The sequence below is a fragment of the Burkholderia arboris genome (genome assembly GCF_902499125.1).
GTDB lineage: Bacteria > Pseudomonadota > Gammaproteobacteria > Burkholderiales > Burkholderiaceae > Burkholderia > Burkholderia arboris.
The window spans coordinates 111,954-131,804 of sequence record NZ_CABVPX010000007.1; the positions used below are offsets into that span (position 1 = coordinate 111,954).

Below are 19,851 nucleotides of genomic sequence, written 5' to 3' on the forward strand. Positions count from 1 at the left end.
ATATGAATTCGGGAGAGTTGTGTCGAAAGACGATTCCTTTCAATGTGAAATAAATGCGCTCAATCGGTGCTGGCGCGATTAATGGATTTCTACTGGCCGGTCAACATTCGATTCGATAAAAACCGGATTGCGAGCCGGAATGTATGAAAGTAAATATCGTCCGCTCGGGAAAAGCTTTTTTCCGCTCGAGAAAAGGTTTGTTTGAACGGATGCCTGCACACTAGCCCCGGCGCGGCTGGAATCGGTTCTTCGAGGGGAACGGCTGTTCGTGGATTCCTTGCCGCTTCCAGATTCGGATGACGCGATATTCAATGTGACATCGAATGATGGCAATTCTCAGGATCTGGGAATGCGATGGCAGACAAGAAAATTGGCACGAGGGTAATACAAATTTCATAATTTTCCGAATATGTTCGTATACAGGACAGGCGGAAAAATCGTGAGGTTGGTCGGGGTGTGACGCATCGACTGGAAAAATCGTCAAGAAAATTCGACCGATTAAATCGATGCGGGGGTCGTTCGGCAAGTCGGGCGCTTTTCCGGAAATCCGGAAAAGCGTTTGACTGCCGGCGGAGAGGGTGAGCGGCTTCGCGTGGGCAGCCGGGCGGTCTGATCCGTCCGGGCACGATCGCGCAGCGCGCTCTCGAATCAGGCGGGCACGAAAAAATATGAGCGCGACAGGCATGACAGATCAACGCACCGGTTCGAGCGAACCGGATGCGCATGCTTCATACCCGGGGACCACTCGGCGTCATCCTCCTCCTGAATGAATCTTGACGGGCCGTCCCGGGTGCGGGCCGGCATCCGTCCATCCGGCGTCTGAACGACGCCTTCCCATGACATTCGAGGTCGCCGCCGGTTAGACGCGACGGCGCGCGCACGCGGATTCGCGATGCGCGGGGCAGCGCGTCTCCGTCTTTCCCGCGACATCGGCCTTCATGACCCGATAACCGGCGAGTGCCGCCGCGCAGCGTGCCGACGCATGCGTGCGGCGTGCAGTCGCGCGATCGCCCTGGCGATCGCGATTGCCGAGCAGCGTTGTTCGATCGTTTAGTTAGCTATCCAAAATGAAGCGCAAAGCGTCGCGACACGGGCGAGGAGGCAGACCGATGCATCATCGCCTGCCGTCGCGTTCGCTGCTGCGTCATCCAGCACATGAGAACCGAGGGAACACAAGATGAACAAGTCGTTCAAGTCGATCTGGAACGAAGCACTGGGGGCCTGGGTCGCGGCTTCCGAGCTTGACCGTGCGCGCGGCAAGCGAGTTGCGTCGGCGTGCGGCACACGCGAGCATGCGGCGAACGAGGGCGCCGCGATACGCACGGGCCTGCTTTCGGCGCCGTCGCCGCGACGACTGGCCGTGCTGATGGCGTCCACGTATCTTGCGTTGTTCCATGCGGGCGCGCATGCGCAGTACGCGCAGGATGGCGGCTCCGCGACCGGCGGCGTGACGTCGATCTCGATCGGCGTCGGGTCGAGTGCGGCGCAGCAGAATTCCACCGCGCTGGGTAACCTGTCGACGGCGCAAGGCGTGTCGGCGACGGCGCTGGGTCCGGGCGCGCATGCGATGGCCGATGGGTCGACCGCGGTCGGCATCAACGCGCAGGCGACCGGCGTCAACAGTGCGGCGCTCGGCGTGCAGGCGATCAGTTCGGGACCATTTGCGGTTGCCGTCGGTAATGCCGCGCAGTCGACGCAGTCCGGCACGGTGGCGATCGGCAGCGGCGCGACCGCGAGCGGCACGTCCGCTATCGGGCTCGGAAACAATGCAACGGCGTCTGGCCAGAATGCGGTTGCACTCGGACTCGGCGCGGTCTCGTCGGCCATCGGCACCGTTGCGCTCGGCTTTTCTTCACAGGCGACCAATCAGGGTGCGGTTGCGCTCGGCAACCAGTCGACGAGTTCCGGCGCGGCCGGCGTCGCGGTGGGTAGCGGTGCGCTGACGACCGGCAATTCCTCGATCTCGATGGGTGTCAACAGCGGCGCGAAGGGCGCGACGTCGATCGCGATCGGCTGGGGCGGCACGGCCGGCGTACCGGGCTCGGGTACGCAGTCGCTCGGCACCAGCTCGATCGCGCTGGGCTCGTCCACGACGGCCGGCGCCGATACGGCGATGGCGTTCGGCCTGAACGCCAACGCGTCGGGCGTCAGTTCGATCGCGATGGGCGTGCAATCGACCGCGACGCAGCAGTTCGCCGTCGCGCTCGGCAATCTCGCGCTCGGCAGCGGCGTTTCGGCGACCGCACTGGGGCCCGGTGCGACGGCGTCGGCCACGAATGCGACGTCCATCGGCATCAACAGCGTCGCGGCGGCGGGTTCGACCGTCGCGATCGGCGACAGCAACTCGGTCGCCGCTGCGGCAGGCGCGGGCTCGATCGCCGGCGGCAACAGCTCGAAGGTGCTGAGCGGTGCCGGCGCCGTCGCGCTCGGCCTGGGCCAGACGGTCAGCGGCAACGGTGCGGTAGCGATCGGCGACCCGAGCACCGCGATCGGCACCGGCGCGGTCACGGCCGGGGCGAACAACACGGCGAACGGCAACGGCGCGGTCGCGATCGGCAATTCGAACATCGCGCAGGGTACCGGCTCGCTCGCGCTCGGCAACACGTCGACGGCCGCGGCGGCCGGTGCGCTGGCGTTCGGCGCGTCGGCCGTGGCGAACAATGCGGGCGATGTCGCGCTCGGCTCAGGGTCGACGACGGCCGCGCCCAATCCGACGGCAAGCGCGACGATCGGCGGCGTCACATACAACTTCAACGGCACGTCGCCGACCAGCGTCGTCAGCGTCGGTGCGCCGGGTACCGAGCGCCAAATCACCAATGTCGCGGCCGGGCGCATCAACTCGGCAAGCACGGATGCGATCAACGGGTCGCAGCTCGATGCGACGAACCAGGCGGTGAATTCGCTGTCGACTTCGACTGCGTCGAGCGTCAGTTCGTTGTCGACGGGTGTGTCGTCGTTGTCGACCGGATTGTCGTCGGCCAATAGCGCGATCACGTCGCTGTCCACGTCGACGTCGACCGGTATCGGCTCGCTGTCGACGGGGTTGAGTTCGACCAACAGCTCGGTGACTTCGTTGTCGACCTCCACGTCAACCGGGTTGTCGTCGGCCAACAGCGCGATCACGTCGCTGTCCACGTCGACGTCGACCGGCATCAGCTCGTTGTCGACGGGGTTGAGTTCGACCAACAGCTCGGTGACTTCGTTGTCGACGTCCACGTCGACCGGGTTGTCGTCGGCCAATAGTGCGATCACGTCGCTGTCCACGTCGACGTCGACCGGCATCAGCTCGCTGTCGACCGGCCTGAGTTCGACCAACAGCGCAGTGACGTCGCTCTCGACCTCGACGTCGACCGGCCTGTCGTCGGCCAACAGCGCGATCACGTCGCTGTCCACGTCGACTTCGACCGGCCTGAGTTCGACCAACAGCTCGGTGGCTTCGCTGTCGACTTCGACGTCGACGGGCATCAGCTCGTTGTCCACCGGTCTGAGTTCGACGAACAGCTCGGTCACGTCGCTGTCGACTTCGACGTCGACGGGTATCAGCTCGCTGTCCACCGGCCTGAGTTCGACGAACAGCTCGGTCACGTCGCTGTCGACTTCGACGTCGACGGGCATCAGCTCGCTGTCCACCGGCCTGAGTTCGACGAACAGCTCGATCACGTCGCTGTCGACCTCCACATCGACGGGCATCGGTTCGCTGTCGACCGGCCTGAGCACGACGAACAGCAGCGTGACGTCGCTGTCGACCGCCACGTCGACGAGCATCGGCTCGTTGTCCACCGGCCTCAGCTCGACGACCAGCTCGATTTCGTCGCTGTCGACGTCGACCTCGACGACCGTCGGTTCGCTGTCCACCGGCCTGTCGAGCACGAACAGCAACCTGACGTCGCTGTCCACCGCGACGTCGACGGGCATCGGTTCGCTGTCGACCGGCCTGAGCTCGATCGCGTCGAACAACGGTAACCTCGGTAACAGCACGGCCGGCGCGATCGGCGGCGGCGCCACCTACAACCCGACGACCGGCACGATCTCCGCGCCGTCGTACGTGACGTACAACGGCGACGGCTCGACGACGATCAACAACAACGTCGGCTCGGCGATCGACAACATCAACGCGCACGGCATCAAGTACTTCCACGCGAACTCCACCGCGCCGGACAGCCAGGCGCTCGGGCTCGACAGCGTCGCGATCGGCCCGAACGCGATCGCGAAGGTGGACGGCAGCATCGCGCTCGGCGCCGGTTCGGTGTCCGACCGCGCGACGGTGCCGGCCTCGGGGACCATCCGCAACGGCAGCGCGTCGATTCCGTTCAACACGACCGACCAGACGCTGCTGGGCGCGGTATCGCTTGGCGACGCGACGAGCAAGACGTATCGCCAGATCACCAACGTCGCGGACGGCACCGGCCAGCAGGACGCGGTGACCGTGCGCCAGCTGGCCGGCGCGCTGCAGTCGTTCGCGGTCACGACCACGAAGTACTTCCACGCGAACTCGACGGCCGTGGATTCGCTCGCCGTCGGCGCGGAGTCGGTCGCGGTCGGCCCGACGACGGTGGTCAACGGCGACAGCGGCGTGGGGATCGGCAACGGCGCGATCGTCGATGCCACCGCGCCGGGCGGCGTCGCGATCGGCCAGGCGGCAAGCGCTGCGCAGGCCGATGCGATGGCGCTGGGCAGCGGCGCGACGGCCACCGGCGCACAGTCGGTGGCACAGGGCGCCAACGCGGTCGCGGCGAGCGTCGGCAGCGTCGCGCTCGGTTCGGGCGCGCACGCCACGGCGACCGATGCGCTCGCGTTCGGCGCAGGTGCGTCGGCGACGTTCGCGAACAGCATCGCGCTCGGCGCAGGTTCGCTGACCACCGTTGGCGCGCAGACGAACTACATCGCATACGGCCTGAGCAGCCCGCAGTCGTCAGCCGGCGAAGTCAACATCGGCAACCGGCAGATCACCGGCCTCGCGGCCGGCAAGAGCGGCACGGACGCGGTGAACGTGTCGCAGCTCGACTCGGTCGCCAACCAGTTGACGACGCTGATCACGCAGCGCACGTCGAACCTCGGTGGTTCGTACACGACGAATCCGACCGGCACGAACGTGCCGCCGGGCTCGACGGGATCGAATTCGTCGGCGGGCGGTTCGGGCGCGGTCGCATCGGGTTCGAACAGCACGGCGGTCGGCAACAGCGCGCTGGCGTCCGGCAACGGATCGACCGCGATCGGCGTCGGCTCGACCGCAACGGGCAACGGTTCGACCGCGATCGGCACGGGCAGCAACGACGGCGGGCGCTCGAATGTCGTCGCCGTGGGTTCCGCGGATTCGGCGCGTCAGGTCGTCAACGTCGCGGCCGGTACGCAGGGTACCGACGCCGTGAACGTGAACCAGCTGAACGCGGTATCGAACCAGTTCACGCAATCGCTGAACACGGTCAACAATCAGCTCACGCAGATGCAGCAGCAGATCCAGCAGACCGATTCGATGGCGCGCGACGGGATTGCCGCGACGGCTGCGATGGCATCGATCCCGCACATGGACCGCGATTCGAACTTCGCGATGGGGGTCGGTACGGCGACCTTCTTGGGCCAGAAGGCGATGGCCGTCGGCATGCAGGCGCGCCTCACGGAGAACCTGAAGGCGACGCTGAACGGCGGTTTTGCCGGCAGTCAGCGCGTGGTCGGCGCGGGTATGTTGTATCAGTGGAAGTGATCCGTGCGCATCGAACCGTTCCGGCGGATAGCGCCGGAACGGTTCGCGCCGAACGAGAACGCATCCGCATGCGGCCGCACTGCCGCGCCGCATGTGCGAGATCGAATCGATTTTACGGAGTGAATCAGTGAATAAAATCTCTCTTGCCCTGCTCGTGTCCGTGGCCTCTCTCGCCGCTTGCACGAGCGCGTCCGGGCCGACGTTCAACGCATACGAACTGCAGCCGAGAAACGGCGTCCGGACGTTTCGCGTCGATTGTCACGGCATCCTGTCGAGCGAAAAGACCTGCATGAAGGTCGCGACGCGCATGTGCGACACGCAACCGGTTCGCCTGGTCGATTCGGCTGCGCCGTTCCGCGACGGCGCGGATCCGCGGTCGATCGAGTTCCAGTGCGGCGCGGCGCCCGCGCCGCTTCCGGTGCCCGTGGCGGCGGTACCGGTCGCCGCGGAAAAGGTCAGCCTGACCGGCGACACGTACTTCGCGACCGACTCCGCAACGCTGACACCCGCCGCCCGGGCTTCGCTCGACGCACTGTTGAGCCGTCAGACAGACCGGCATTTCTCGGCGGTGAACGTGACCGGTTATACCGACTCGGTCGGCTCGGATGCTCACAATCTCGCGCTGTCGCGGCGCCGCGCGGAGGCGGTCGCGACGTATTTGCGCGAGCATGGCGTGAACGCGGATGCCGTGACGGCCACCGGAAAGGGGGAGGCCGATCCGGTGGGTTCCAACGAGACCGCCGAAGGGCGAGCGCGCAATCGGCGTGTGGAGATCCTGCTGCAGAACTAGCGGGCAGTACGCTGCGAGCGCCGGTCACGCGACGGCGCTCGCATGCATCCGATGCGTTGTCAGGCGGGATGCGTGTCGCCTCGGATCGAGACCGCCGGGTTGTCGGCGATGAAGGTAGACGTATCGCCGGCGATCGAGACGACCAGGGCGGGACTGAAAATGGCGAGCGTAGCCGTCAGGTTTCCTGACCTTGCAATCGGGCCGTGTCTTTCGCGCGCTCCGCGACGGTCGTCGGCATGACGACCGCCGTGCCTTCCACGACGACGAGCCCGTTCACCTCGCATCGGGTATCGAGCACGACTCGCCGTCGACTTCCGAGAATCTCCTTGATCGTCACGGTCGCGCAGACGGTTTCGCCAAGCTTGACCGGGCGGCGAAACTGGAGGTCCTGCGACAGGTAGATCGACCCGGGGCCCGGCAGACGCGACGCAATCGCCGCGGAAATCACGGACGCGGACAACATGCCGTGCGCGATGCGGCCGCCGAAACGGGTCCGCTGCGCATAGTCTTCGTCGAGGTGCACGGGATTCCGGTCGCCGGAGGCGCTCGCAAACAGAAAGACGTCGCGCTCGGACAGAATTTTCAAGAACTGCGCAGTCATGCCTGGCATGAGGTCTTCGAGATCGTAACCACCTTCGTCGTTCATCGCCTGTTCCTGTGTCGTTCGTATCGTGTGTGATGTCGATGGGGGCGCCGGGCGGTGCCACCCGTCATGTCGCCGCAGCTCGATGCGCGGCGGTCGCGTGCGGATCTGCCGGTGCAAAGAGCCGGTTTGCCACGAGCAACGCCGATTGCACGGCGAGCATGCCCGCGTAGGGCAGTGCGCCGACGATCGCCTCGACGGCTTCGTGCCGTGTCGCGCCCAGCGAACGCGCTTCGTGCATATGAGTGGCGAGCAGGTCGGCATCGGCATTTCGAGCAAGGCACGTCAGGCATGCGATGGCCGTCAGATGCCTTGCTTTTTCCTGTTCGATCGATTCGAGACTCGCTGTCGTCGCGCCCGGTTCGTCGAGATGACGGGCGAGGTCGGGGGCAATCTCCGCGATGCCGGCCGGCGCGTATCGATCGGGTTCCCGCGATTGCCGTTCGGCGAACGCATGCGTCTGCTCCGCGCTCGCGCAGCCTTCTGCCGCGTCGAAGACGCCGAGCGCAATGCGCGCGACCGGCAGCACGAGCGGCCAGCCGATATACCCGGTGAGTTGAATCAGGACTTCCGTCAGTTCGCAGCGTGTCCAGCCGACGCGAAGGCATGCCTGCAAATGATGCCGTACCGCGTCGTGCTGATTCTCGCTGGCAATGACGATGGCGAGTGCGGCGAGCCGACGCTCCTTGTGCGTCAGCGCAGCACACGGCGCCTGTCTCCGTTGAAAGAGGCACGCGACGGCCGTTTCGTATTGTCCGAGCAGATCGACCTCGTGGCTGACGTCGATGCCGCGCTCCCGCAGCAACGCCGCGACGTGGCGTATACCAGCCATTGCGACGGGTACGCCTGCGTAATAGAGCGTCTGGAAGACGGTTTCCGCCACGGCTTCCGGCGCCCAGCCGGTATTCAACATGCCGCCCGCATGGTATTTGAGCGTGGATTCGGCATTGCCCATCGTCGCAAGGACCGCGACGGTAACGAGTTCGCGATGCTCCAGCGAGAGATTCGGGCGGGCAATGATGTCCGCATAAGCACCCTCGACGAGCAGTCGCTTGAAATCGGGGTCGAGCCTGTCGAGTGCTGCGCTGAGGCTGCTGAAGCCTTCGTGTCCGATCGCATGGATGACGGACATGCCGATTTCATGCCTGGATTTCGTCTGGGCTTGCATGGTGAGTCAATCGCTCGAATGAAGAAAATATCGACGTTGTGATCATATTCGCGTGCCCGGAATGCGATTCTGAACTTTTATGAACTTTCACCGGCGCGCGTTTTTCCGCGTCTAGAATCAGCGACATTAAACGGTGTCGATTAATTTCAAGCATGTGGGATCGCTCACCGGATCGCTGTAAGAAATCCGTCACATCGACGCAATCAGGAGAGTGCAGTGCTGAAGCTTCGGGAGAAGGTCGCGCTGGTGACCGGAGGAAGTTCCGGTATCGGCCGGGCCACGGCGTTGTTGTTTGCCAGGGAAGGTGCGAGGGTCGCGATTGCGTCGCGCCGTATTGAAGAAGGGCTGGCCGTCGTCGAAGAGATCCGCAAAGCGGGAGGCGAGTCGATGTTCGTGAAAACCGACGTTTCCCGGGCCGAGGATTGCGCCAATGCGGTCGCAAGAACGGTTGGCGAATTCGGAAAACTCGATGTCGCCTTCAATAATGCCGGCGTTGAAGCGTTCGGCAAAACCGTGGCCGACACGGACGAGGCCAGTTGGGATTTCGTCATGAACATCAATCTGAAAGGGATGTTCCTCTCGATGAAATACGAAATTCCAGAAATGCTGAAGGCCGGCGGCGGCTCGATCGTCAATATGTCGTCGACTTACGGCCTTGTGGCATCGGCATTCGGGGGCAGCAGTTATCACGCGTCGAAGGCCGGCATCCTCGGGCTGACGAAAGCGGCCGCGCTCGAATACGCGAAGCAGCATATCCGCGTCAATGCGATTTGCCCCGCGTTCGTCGCGACGGCGATGGTCGAGAACTTTCTCGAGGAAACCGGGATGACCGATCAGATCAGGAGCTTTCATCCGATCGGACGCCTGGGTACCGAAAAGGAGATCGCGGAGGCCGTCGTGTTCCTCGCGAGCGATGCATCTTCCTTCATGACCGGCACCGCGCTGTCGGTGGATGGCGGCATGGCGGCGGCCTGACATACCGCCACCCTCACGGGTTTCGTCGCGAGCACGCATACCCGCCGGATCAATTCTTTCATGGATATCGATATGGATACCAAAATGTTGGACATGGTTGCCGGAACGAGAAACACCCAGCCCGAGCTTTTCGACACCGGTTGCCCGATCCCGTTGGGCTTTGTGCCGAAGAAGATGCATGCATGGACGATTCGCCGCGAAAACCACGGAGAGCCGCAACGCGCGTTTACGAAGGAAATCGTCGATGTGCCGTCGATCGGCCCCAATGACGTGCTGATTCTCGTGATGGCGGCCGGCGTCAACTACAACGGCGTGTGGGCCGCCCTGGGGCAGCCGTTTTCGGTGCTTGACCTGCATGACGACCCGTATCACATCACGGGTTCCGATGCGTCCGGCATCGTATGGGCCGTCGGGGCGAACGTGCGGAAGTGGAAGGTTGGCGATGAAGTGGTCGCGCATTGTTCGCAGGTCGATGGCGACGACGAAGAATGCAACGGCGGCGATCCGATGTTGTCTCCTTCGCAGCGTATCTGGGGATACGAAACGTCCCACGGTTCGTTCGCGCAATTCGCACGCGTACAGGCCACGCAACTGATGCCGCGCCCGAAGCACCTCACGTGGGCCGCGAGTGCGTGCTACACGCTCACGCTCGCGACCGCGTATCGCATGCTGTTCGGCCACAAGCCCCACGTGCTTTCGGCGGGGCAATCGGTGCTCGTCTGGGGGGCGGCTGGCGGCTTGGGAACGATGGCGATTCAGCTCGCGGCCCTGGTCGGCGCACGTCCCGTCGCGGTGGTCTCCGACGATTCGAAAGCCGAGTTCGTCAAGCGCCTCGGCGCGGTGGGCGTCATCAACCGTTCGCAGTTTTCGTGCTGGGGCGTGCCGCCGTCCGTCGACGAGAAGGAAGCCTACGCAACCTATGTCGACGGCGTGAAGAAGTTCGGCAAGGCGATCTGGGACGCACTCGGCGAAAAGCGCGACGTCGACATGGTGTTCGAACACCCGGGCCGGAACACGTTCGCGCCGTCCTGCTATGTCGTGAAGCGCGGAGGCATGGTCGTGTTCTGCGCCGCCACGAGCGGCTACGACCTGACCTGCGACGCGCGCTACGTATGGATGCGACAGAAGCGCATCCAGGGCAGCCATTTCGCGAACCTCAAGGAGGCGGCACAGGCGAACCGGCTCGTGATGAGCGGCAGGATCGATCCGTGCCTGTCCGAAGTGTTTCCCTGGCACCGTCTGCCGGAGGCGCACGCGAAGATCCGCGGGAATCAGCATCTGCCGGGGAACATGGCGGTGCTGGTGCAGGCAAGCAGCAGCGACGATCTCGACGCGGCCCGACGCCACTGACATCAAGCATCATTCTTGCCGAGAGTACGGTATGGACCGGTCAAATACCCATTTGCAACAAGTCGCCATCGTCGGCATGTCGTGCCGCTTTCCAGGCGGCGCTTCCTGTGCGTCGAGCTATTGGACACTCCTGAATTCCGGGCGAACGGCGATTCGGGAAACACCGCGCGAGCGGTTCGATATCGACGCGTTCTATTCACCCGATCCCGACCAGCCCGGCACCACGTATTCGCGCGTGGCGGGCTACGTCGACGATCCGTTCTTCTTCGACCGCAAATTCTTCCGCACGTCGGCGGCCGAGGCGATGGAGATGGACCCGCAGCAGCGCTGGATGCTGGAGCTCGCATGGGCCGCGCTCGAGAACGCGGGCATGGCGCCGGGCCGGTTGCGCGGCAAGAACGTCGGGGTTTTCATGACGACCGGCGAGGCCGATTATGGCCGGCGCTCGGTATGGTCCGGCGATGCCACGCGCATTACCACCTACTCGAAGCTCGGCAATCTGCGCGCGATGGCGCCGGGCCGCGTCTCGCACGTGCTGGGCTTGAGCGGCCCGGCGATCTTCGTCGATACGACCTGTTCGTCGTCGCTCGTCGCGATCCATCTTGCCGCACAGAGCCTGCAGGCAGGCGAGTGCGATGTCGCCATTGCCGGCGGCGTGAACCTGATCCTGGGGCCGGAGGAAACGATCGGCGTCGCGCGGCTTCAGGCGATGTCGGTGTCCGGTCAGTGTCGGCCCTTCGACGCAAGCGCGGACGGATACATTCGCGGCGAAGGCGGTGGCGCGATCGTGTTGAAGCGGCTTGGCGACGCACGTGCGCACGGCGATCGGGTCGACGCGGTGCTGGCCGGGTCGGCCGTCAACAGCGACGGTGCGAGCAATGGCCTCACCGCGCCGAACGGCGCCGCGCAGGAGGCCGTCATTCGCCGCGCGATGGCGCGGGCCGGCGTTCGTCCCGAGTCCGTGTCGTATGTGGAGGCGCATGGCACGGGAACGGCGCTGGGCGATCCGATCGAGCTTTCCGCGTTGCGCAACGTCTATGCCCGCTCCGTCGAACGCGACAAGCCGGTTCTGGTCGGTTCGGTGAAGTCGCAACTGGGGCACCTCGAAGGCGCCGCGGGCATGGCGGGTTTCATCAAGGCGATGCTGATTCTGCGTCATCGCCGCGTACCCGCACAGGTGAACTTCGCGACGCCGAATCCGCGCTTTCACTGGGAAGGTTCGCAACTCGAGATTCCGCGTGAAGGCATACCGCTGGGCAACGGCGAGACGTTCGTCGGCGTGAGCGGCTTCGGCATTACCGGCACCAACGTTCACCTGATTCTTTCGACACCCGACGCCTTGCCGGACGCTGCCGCGGAGGTCGAGCGAGAGCGCGTGCTGACGCTTTCGGGCCGGTCGCCCGAGGCCCGCCGGCGCGCCGCTTCGGCGTGGCGCGACTGGCTCGCGGGCACGCCCGCGCCGTTGCGCGAGGCTTGTCACACGTCGAACGTGCGACGCGATCATTTCGATCACCGGGTCGCGCTGGTCGGCAGGACGAACGGAGATTTCGTCGCCGCACTCGACGCTTTCCTCACGGAGAATCCGACGGGGCAATGGCACGCGAACGAGCACCCGAAGAAACCGCGCGTCGCATTTCTCGTACCCGGCCAAGGGGCATGGAAGCCGGGCGTGGGTGCGGGTCTTTACCAGGGAAACGGATTGTTCCGCAAACACGCGGACGTGTGCCTGAGCCTGCTCGGGCCCGACACGGCACGCAACGTGCTGGATGCGATCCTCGGCAGCGCGGCGGGAACGGTGCGCCATCATCCGGGGCAGCTCGCGCATTTCATCGTGTGCTACGCACTGGCGCGCACGTGGATGGATCTGGGCGTGCAGCCCGATCTGCTGATCGGGCACTCGCTCGGCGAGCATGTTGCCGCCGTGCTCGGCGGAGTGATGTCGCTCGATGACGGCCTCAAGGCGGTGACGGCCCGCGGTCGCCTTTTCGATACCGAGACGCCGACGGGCGCCATGCTTGCGGTCGCCACCGGCGTCGACGAGCTTGCCGCACGGTTCGCATTCGGCGCCGACCTGTTCGTGGCCGGCATCAACGGGCCGGCGCAGACCGTCGTGAGCGGCACGCAGGCCGCGGTCGAGCTGGTTCAGGACGCGATGGTCGCGGCGGGCAAGCGTGTTTCGCTGCTCAGCACCTACGGCACGCCGGGTCATTCGCCGCTGTTGAGTTCGATGCGCGATGCGTTTCGTCGCGCACTCGAGCCCCTGACGCTTGCACCGCCATCGATCCCGATCATTTCCACCCTCACGGGCAAACTCGCGACCGACGCGATTGCCGGGGTCGAGCACTGGCTCGATCTCGTCGAACAGCCGGTGCGCTTTCACGAAGCGTTGCTTGCGGCGTCCGACGGCAAGACCCTCTTCGTCGAAGTGGGGCCGGGCGCGGCGCTCGCGAAGCTCGCACGCGCGATGGCAAACGGCGATTGGCACAGTGCGGTCGCTTCGCTCGCCGACGGGCCGGATGGCGACGAGGAAGATGAAGCGACCGGGTTTGCGCACGGCTGCGCACGCCTCTACAGCACGGGACAGACGATCGCGTGGCACCGGCTTTACGGCAACGTGCCGCGGCCTGCCGAAGCGCCGGGCTATGCCTTCGACGCAGAGCGTTTCGAGTTGCCGTTCCCGGACCGCGCGCCAGCCGGCTTCGAGCGCGGCGTCGCACAACATCGACGCGATCTCGCGGCGAACGACGAGAACCGGCAACCGCATTCTCGAGCGGCCGGGACCGGCGACGGCGCACCACGTGCGGATGCCGCGCACATGCTCGCGACGCTGCGGGCGATCGCGGCGGAGGTCGCGCCGGACGGCATTACCCTCGTGGATGACCTTTCGCTCGTCGGCCAGGGCTTCGACTCGCTCGCATTGACGGAATTGCGCGTGCGTTTGCAACAACACCTCGGCAAGATGCCGCCGATTTCCATGCTCGCGCGCGGAGCGTCGCTCTCGACCCTGGCGGGATGGTTCGACGCGTCGCGCGGCACGGCGCAGCATGACGAAACCGTATCGCCGGACAAGCAGCGCGATCCCGATTCGACGGACGATCGCGGGCTCGTCGTCACGCTGCGCGAGGGCACGGGGCCGCTCATCGCGCTGGTGCACCCGGTCGGCGGAAATGTGCTCTGTTACCAGGACCTGGCGAACGTATGGCCGGGCGATCCGACGATCGTCGCGATTCGTCATCCGTACGCCGAACAAGGTCTCATGCCCGAGTATCTTTCGATCGCGCAACTGGCGTCCCGCTATCGCGCCGCGCTGGTGGCCGCACGACACCGGCAGCCCGACTATCTCGGCGGCTGGTCGTTCGGCGGGATCGTCGCGCACGAAATGACGGCGCAGTGGGAAGCGGAGGGGACCGCCGCGCCGCCGCTGATGATCGTCGACACGCCGCTCGACGAAGGCGATTTTACGACGCGACTGCGCGAGCTCGTCAACGGGGGCGACGCCGCCGACGGATTCCGGACGGTGGAGACGTGGCTTGCCGATCCGCGCTTCGACACGATGCTTGATCAGGACTTTTATCTTGCCGACGCGCGGCGTCGTGCCCAACCCGCCACATTCGGGCACATCGCGCGTCTGCACGCCGCGAACGCCGTGGCGCTTGCCCATCATCGGCCGAAACAGGTGCGCGCCCGCATCGACTACGCGCTCGCCGAACGTGGCGCCACCGGCATGTCGAGCGCACAGGCGGCGCAATGCCTGCGTGTTCTCACGTGCGGTGCGATCGCGGTGAGCCAGTTCGACGACGATCACAACTCCATCGTGCGCGAGCCTTCCGCGCGGCAGCTGGCGCGCTTCCTCGGCGGCGGCGCCGACGCGTTGCATGCGGCGGCCGGAACGCACCCGCAGGTGACGGCATAGGCAATCGTGTTGCGGTTCATACCCGGTTCGGCGTCGCTGCCGCGCCTTCATTCTTGTCAGTCCGACTTCAGGAAATCGATACCATGAGCGATCAACTTCAAGCTGAAACCATCAAGGGGTCCAAGGTGACCGAGCGGACCATTCTTGCCTGGATTCAGGAATGGACCGAAGCAAACAACCTCCAGGTGCCGACCGATCTCGATCAGACCTTTGCCGATGCGGGCTTCGATTCGATGCATTCGGTCGAACTGGCGTTCTTCCTCGAAGAGCGGCTCAAGATCAAGATCGACGACACGGTGCTCTACGATTACCCGACCTTCATCTCGCTCGCAGAGCATCTTGTATCGCTGAGCCCGCAGGATACCGGCGCCGGCGCGGAGGCTGGCGAGGGCGCGAGCGCCGGAAACTGGTAACACGCGTGCGCCGGCCCGGAGCCGGTTGGCCGCCCGGCGCTTCGTCGAATTTAATCGGAGTACAGAAGATGGCGGAAATCAATCGCGCGGACGGCTGGATGTCGCGCGTCCTCGGTTGCGGGTCGGCACTGCCCGAACGCCGCATGACGAATCACGAGATCGCGCGCATGGTCGACACGACCGACGAGTGGATCACGCAGCGCACGGGAATCAAGGAGCGCCGCATCGCGGCGCGCGGCGAGAATACGTCCGATCTCGCGATCGGCGCCGCGAAGGCGGCGCTGAATCACGCCGGTATCGGCGGGGCCGACGTCGATCTCATCGTGCTCGCGACCTGCACACCCGATCGTACGATGCCGTCGACGGCCGTGCGCGTTCAGGAGGCCATCGGCATGCATGGCGGCGTGGCGTTCGACGTGCAGGCCGTGTGCTCGGGCTTCGTATTCGCGCTTTCGGTGGCCGACAACATGATCCGGCTGGGCCAGGCGCGTACCGCGCTCGTGATCGGTGCGGAAACGATGTCGCGTATCGTGGACTGGCATGATCGCAACAGCTGCGTGCTGTTCGGTGACGGGGCCGGCGCGGTGGTGTTGCGCGGTGAACGGCGTGACGGCGACAAGCCGCGCGGTGTCCTCTCCACGCATCTGCATTCCGACGGACGGTATCAGGACAAGATCCACACGGACGGCGGGGTATCGTCGACGCAAAGCGCCGGCAAGATGCATCTGGAGGGGCGCGACGTGTTTCTGCATGCCGTCGTGAATCTCGCCGAGGCGTCGCAGGAAGCACTCGACGCGCATGGCCTGACCCAGGACGATCTCGACTGGGTCGTGCCGCATCAGGCCAACCAGCGAATCGTGCAAACCCTCGGCGGGAAGCTGAATCTGCCCATGGAGAAAGTCGTGCTCACTGTCGGCAAGCACGGCAACACGTCGGCCGCGTCGATTCCGCTGGCGCTTTGCGAAGCCGTTTCCGACGGACGCATCAAGGACAACGATCTCGTTCTGACGCCCGCGATGGGCTCGGGCTTCACGTGGGGCGCGGCGCTGATCCGCTGGTAGGCTGCGCTTCCTTTTTCTCGACACGATCGTTCGCAGCGGCCCGCATCCGTGGGCTGCTGCACGCGTTGCTTCACGCGAAGCGCGTACGCGCTGGCCGCGTCGAACGGCGTGTTTCTTCCCGGTGCTCGCCGGTTCTTTCCGTCAGGGCCGCGACGGTGACAAAGGTTCACTTTGTGAGCCAACACGCCGTTCTATGATGGCCGCGAGTCACGTGCGGCCATGCTCGCCCGGTTGCCGGGGATACGGTTGCATTTACATCCTCGAATGAGCATGGCGGGAACAGCGGGTAATAAATGCCTCGATGTCCTGCTCCGGAAGCGGTTCACCGAGGTAGAACCCCTGGCCTTCGACACCGGGCAGCGCTGTCGCCCAGTCGAGTTGCGCCGCCGTCTCGATGCCGGAGATCACGATTCGCTTGCCGTGATCCTTGGCGAGGTGCACCAGGGTTTCGACCACGCGTGCGGACTCGCCGTTGTGCGGCACGTCGCGAATCAGCGAGCGATCGAACTTGACGATGTCCACCGGCAGTTGCTGCAGCAGCGTCAGCGAATTGAAGCCGGCGCCGAAGTCGTCGAGCGCGACCCGTACCCCGACGGTTTGCGCGGCATGAATGGCTTCCACCAGCCAGTCGAGCCGGTCGGGGGCAACGGCATCGGTCAATTCGATCTCGAGGCGGCGCGGGTCGAGATCGTGGGATGCAAGGAGGGTAGACAGCTGCTCGGGGAAATCCGCTTGCCCGAGTTCCAGCGACGACAGGTTGATCGCCAGCGACAGCGCTTCGTGGCCGGCCGCCGTCCATTGCGCGAGCGTGCGCGTCGCCAGCCGGACGAGCAATTCGGTGAAGCGTCCGGCGAGGAACGAATCCTCGACCATGCTGATGAACGATACCGGTTCGAGGACGCCGCGTTCCGGATGTTGCCAGCGGATCAGGCATTCGAAGCCGGAAAGGTCGAATGCCTGCAGCGCGAATTTGGGCTGCAGCAGGAAAAAGAATTCGTCCTGGTGAAGTCCTCGTTCGGCATCGCTGAGCGGATGATGGGAAACAAGTGTGCGATTCATGAATGTATTGATGGGCCGAGCCGAGGGGTGCCGCGTGTTCGATGGGGGAATTCTATTGAGTGAATCCGTGATTTTCAACTTTAAATATTGAACAAATGTAACTTTGTTTTGATGGTATCGATTTTATGTGGCGTCTAATGATTGCGATTTTTGTGTGAATTCATGCCGGGAAATGTGTAATTATTTGGTGAATTTAAGGGTCGCCTGAAAAATGTGTAGTGCCTTGTATATAAAGGAGTTGTTGTGGCTATTTGAGCCTGGCTGCGACGGCGAATGGTTTAAATATTATTCGATATCTTATTTTATTTGATTTGCGAAGCATGGAAATAAATCGATGTTAATATTGTTTACGAAATCATGTATAATTACACCGTTTGTACGTGAATTGATTCTGGTCGGTTGTCAATGAAATTGAAAGGATGTTCGAGTTGAGATGGGTGCCTGGATTACCGGCTTTTGCTTTTTCGGATTCTCCAAATCCGGTGGGCCGGATTTCGAGTGTCGTCCGATGCGATATTGGTGAAACATTGTCGAATTGACATGCTAGGAAGATTTTTCCGTACGCGATTGCGTGGTTCACGTAATGGAGTCAACCCGGCGGCAGCGCTGGCCGGCACCCATCTCGCGCAGGAGTGGGGCGCCTTGACGTTCGCACTCGTGCTGGTCTGCCTGGTGCTGACCGCGAGCCACGCGTTGTATCGCGTCGATCTGGCATTTTTCGATCTCGCGTTTCGGTTGGCGCATGGCAGCACCGCCGAGCCGCTGGCGACGATCGTGGTTGACGATCGCACCGTCGATCGCCTCGGCGGCTGGCCGTTCAGTGGAGAAGCCCGGATCCGGATGCTCGATCGGCTTGCCGAAAGCGGCGTCACGGCGATCGATATCGACCTCGCGAGCCTGCGCGGTGCCGGTGCGGGCCGTTCCCCCGGCCGTGCCGCGAGCGATGCGCCGGGCCGCGGCAGTGCCGGTACGGCATCGCCGTCGCGCGGCGCCGGCGTCGAGGGCGCCGACGAACCCTGTTCATACCCGGCGTTGCTTCGATGCAACCGGCGCGTCGAACGCTATTCGTACATCGATGTCCTGGACGGGACGGTATCGCCGAACCTGTTGCGCAGCCGTCCGGTCGTGATTCGTGCGTACGCCGGCGATGTGGGCACGCTATCGGTGTGGCCGCAGGTCAACGCGCCGTCGCTCGCGGCCGCGAGCGGACGGGGTGTCGAAACGGACGTCCTCGCTGCGCGCGCGATGCCGCGCCCGGTCGGCTTCGTCGGCGAGTTGCTGTTCAACGAGATGATCGTCTGCCTGATTTGCGCATGGCTTTACCTGTCGAGTCCCCGCGCGGGCCTGGCCGCCTCGTTCGGTCTCTCGGTCGCGATCGCGGCGGCCGCGTTCGCGATGTTCCGTTTCGCGGATCGGCTCGTGCCGCCCGCCACCGGCATGTTCGTCTGCGCGCTGGCTTGTCTGCTGCTGTCGTGGCGCCGTCTGGAGGCCGTATTGCGCTTCGTCGCCGGCTTGTCCGACAGGATGCGGACCGAACCGTCGCTGCCGGCGAAGCCGGTTCCGGCCAGGTATTTCATGGACCCGGTCCAGCGCCGCATCGGCCACGCCGCGTCGCTGAAAGAGCAGGTACGCAGGTATCGCGAGCTGATCGACGAATGGGTCGACAGCCTCCCCGAGGCGACCCTGATCGCGTCGACCACCGGCACCGTGCTGCTGGCGAACAAGCGGGCCGCGGCGTTGTGCGGCGAACTGGATGCGCATCGGGTATCGAGAAGCACGCCGGCGGGGCGATCGGTGTCCGACGTGCTGTTCCAGATCACCGCATCGCATCGGGCCAGCGAATTCGCCACGCAGGCACTGGCATCGCTCAATCGATGGCCGGAAGGCGACGATCTGTCGGCGCAGACGAAATCGCAGCTCGACCAGGGCATCGAAATCGCCAACGCACGAGGCGGGCTGTCGTTGCTGATCAAGTGCGCGCCGATCCGGGCGTCCACCGGTCGTGAAGGCGCGCTGGTCTTTCACGTGGCGGATGTGTCGTCGATGCGGCTGGCCGAGCGGCAGCGCGACATGGCCTTGCGATTCCTGTCGCACGACATGCGCTCGCCGCAGGCGTCGATCCTCGCGCTGGTTTCGCAGGTCCGTCGCGATCCGTCGCGCTATACGCTGCCGCGGTTTGCCGAACTGGTTTCGCAGTATGCGACGCGCGCGCTGAGCCTGTCCGACGATTTCCTGTTCCTCGCGAAGGCGGAGAACCTGCCGCCGAAGCTGTCGCCGGTCGACCCCGCGCTGGTGCTGGGCGATGCCGTCGACGATCTGCTGCCGCAGGCGAGCGCGAAATCCACCGTCGTCAACCTGGTTGCGGAGCCGGGGCTGAGCACGATCGCCGACGTGCAACTGCTGCGGCGGGCGTTCGTGAACCTGATCGGCAATGCGATCAAGTTCGGCCGGGAAGCGTCCACCGTCGACGTGGAGCTGTCGGCGACCGAGCAGCATGTGAAGATCGCCGTGACCGATTATGGAATCGGGATCTCCGACCAGGACCGCGAAAAGCTGTTCCGGGAATTCACGCAACTGGACGGAAGTTCGTCGTTGTCCGGGCACGGCCTCGGGCTCGCGTTCGTGAAGACGGTCGTGGATTCGCTCGGCGGGAAATTGCAGGTGCGGTCGACGCTCGGCGAAGGGACTACCTTTCTCATGTTCCTGTCGAAACACGATCACGACACGGCGCTGGGTCACTGACCGCGGTGCCGGCGTTGCGCGAATCGGCATGGCGGA

At 64.5% G+C, this 19,851-nt stretch carries 11 protein-coding genes; 8 read left to right on the forward strand and 3 right to left on the reverse strand.

What is annotated here, in order from left to right:
- The first annotated feature begins 1,177 nt into the window (after positions 1-1,177).
- A complete protein-coding gene (locus BLA15945_RS11005; protein ID WP_174992334.1) occupies positions 1,178-5,701 on the forward strand; it encodes a YadA-like family protein in 4,524 nt (1,507 codons plus the stop codon).
- Positions 5,702-5,828: 127 nt separating this feature from the next.
- The gene (locus tag BLA15945_RS11010; protein WP_174992412.1) at positions 5,829-6,491 is read left to right on the forward strand and encodes an OmpA family protein; all 663 of its coding nucleotides are present in this window, start codon (positions 5,829-5,831) and stop codon (positions 6,489-6,491) included.
- A gap of 175 nt (positions 6,492-6,666) precedes the next feature.
- Here the strand turns inward: BLA15945_RS11010 and BLA15945_RS11015 are convergent, their stop codons facing one another.
- Both BLA15945_RS11015 and BLA15945_RS11020 read right to left on the reverse strand, forming a co-directional pair.
- On the reverse strand, positions 6,667-7,137 hold the full coding sequence (locus BLA15945_RS11015; protein WP_174992335.1) for a MaoC family dehydratase: 471 nt from the start codon (positions 7,135-7,137) through the stop codon (positions 6,667-6,669).
- A 64-nt stretch (positions 7,138-7,201) separates the two neighbouring features.
- On the reverse strand, positions 7,202-8,302 hold the full coding sequence (locus BLA15945_RS11020; protein ID WP_233464182.1) for a carboxymuconolactone decarboxylase family protein: 1,101 nt from the start codon (positions 8,300-8,302) through the stop codon (positions 7,202-7,204).
- Between the two features lie 216 nt (positions 8,303-8,518).
- Here BLA15945_RS11020 and BLA15945_RS11025 point away from each other — a divergent pair, with 216 nt between their 5' ends.
- The 5 genes from BLA15945_RS11025 (at position 8,519) to BLA15945_RS11045 (ending at position 16,014) form a co-directional block, all read left to right on the forward strand.
- The gene (locus BLA15945_RS11025) at positions 8,519-9,277 is read left to right on the forward strand and encodes an SDR family NAD(P)-dependent oxidoreductase (RefSeq protein WP_174992336.1); all 759 of its coding nucleotides are present in this window, start codon (positions 8,519-8,521) and stop codon (positions 9,275-9,277) included.
- 84 nt (positions 9,278-9,361) lie between these two features.
- Positions 9,362-10,627, forward strand: a complete 1,266-nt coding sequence (ccrA, locus tag BLA15945_RS11030) for a crotonyl-CoA carboxylase/reductase (protein ID WP_233464183.1) — start codon at positions 9,362-9,364, stop codon at positions 10,625-10,627.
- Between the two features lie 52 nt (positions 10,628-10,679).
- A complete protein-coding gene (locus BLA15945_RS11035) occupies positions 10,680-14,540 on the forward strand; it encodes a type I polyketide synthase (RefSeq protein WP_233464184.1) in 3,861 nt (1,286 codons plus the stop codon).
- An 83-nt stretch (positions 14,541-14,623) separates the two neighbouring features.
- Entirely contained in the window at positions 14,624-14,953 is a 330-nt protein-coding gene (locus tag BLA15945_RS11040; protein ID WP_174992339.1) for an acyl carrier protein, read from the forward strand.
- Positions 14,954-15,021: 68 nt separating this feature from the next.
- Complete coding sequence (locus BLA15945_RS11045) at positions 15,022-16,014, forward strand: beta-ketoacyl-ACP synthase III (protein WP_174992340.1); 993 nt, start codon at positions 15,022-15,024, stop codon at positions 16,012-16,014.
- 252 nt (positions 16,015-16,266) lie between these two features.
- On the opposite strand, the gene BLA15945_RS11050 is transcribed toward BLA15945_RS11045, so the two are convergent.
- A complete protein-coding gene (locus BLA15945_RS11050; RefSeq protein WP_233464185.1) occupies positions 16,267-17,151 on the reverse strand; it encodes an EAL domain-containing protein in 885 nt (294 codons plus the stop codon).
- A 564-nt stretch (positions 17,152-17,715) separates the two neighbouring features.
- Between BLA15945_RS11050 and BLA15945_RS11055 the strand changes: the two genes are divergently transcribed.
- Positions 17,716-19,815: an ATP-binding protein gene (locus tag BLA15945_RS11055; RefSeq protein WP_233464187.1), complete on the forward strand. Its 2,100-nt coding sequence runs from the start codon at positions 17,716-17,718 to the stop codon at positions 19,813-19,815.
- Positions 19,816-19,851: the final 36 nt, after the last annotated feature.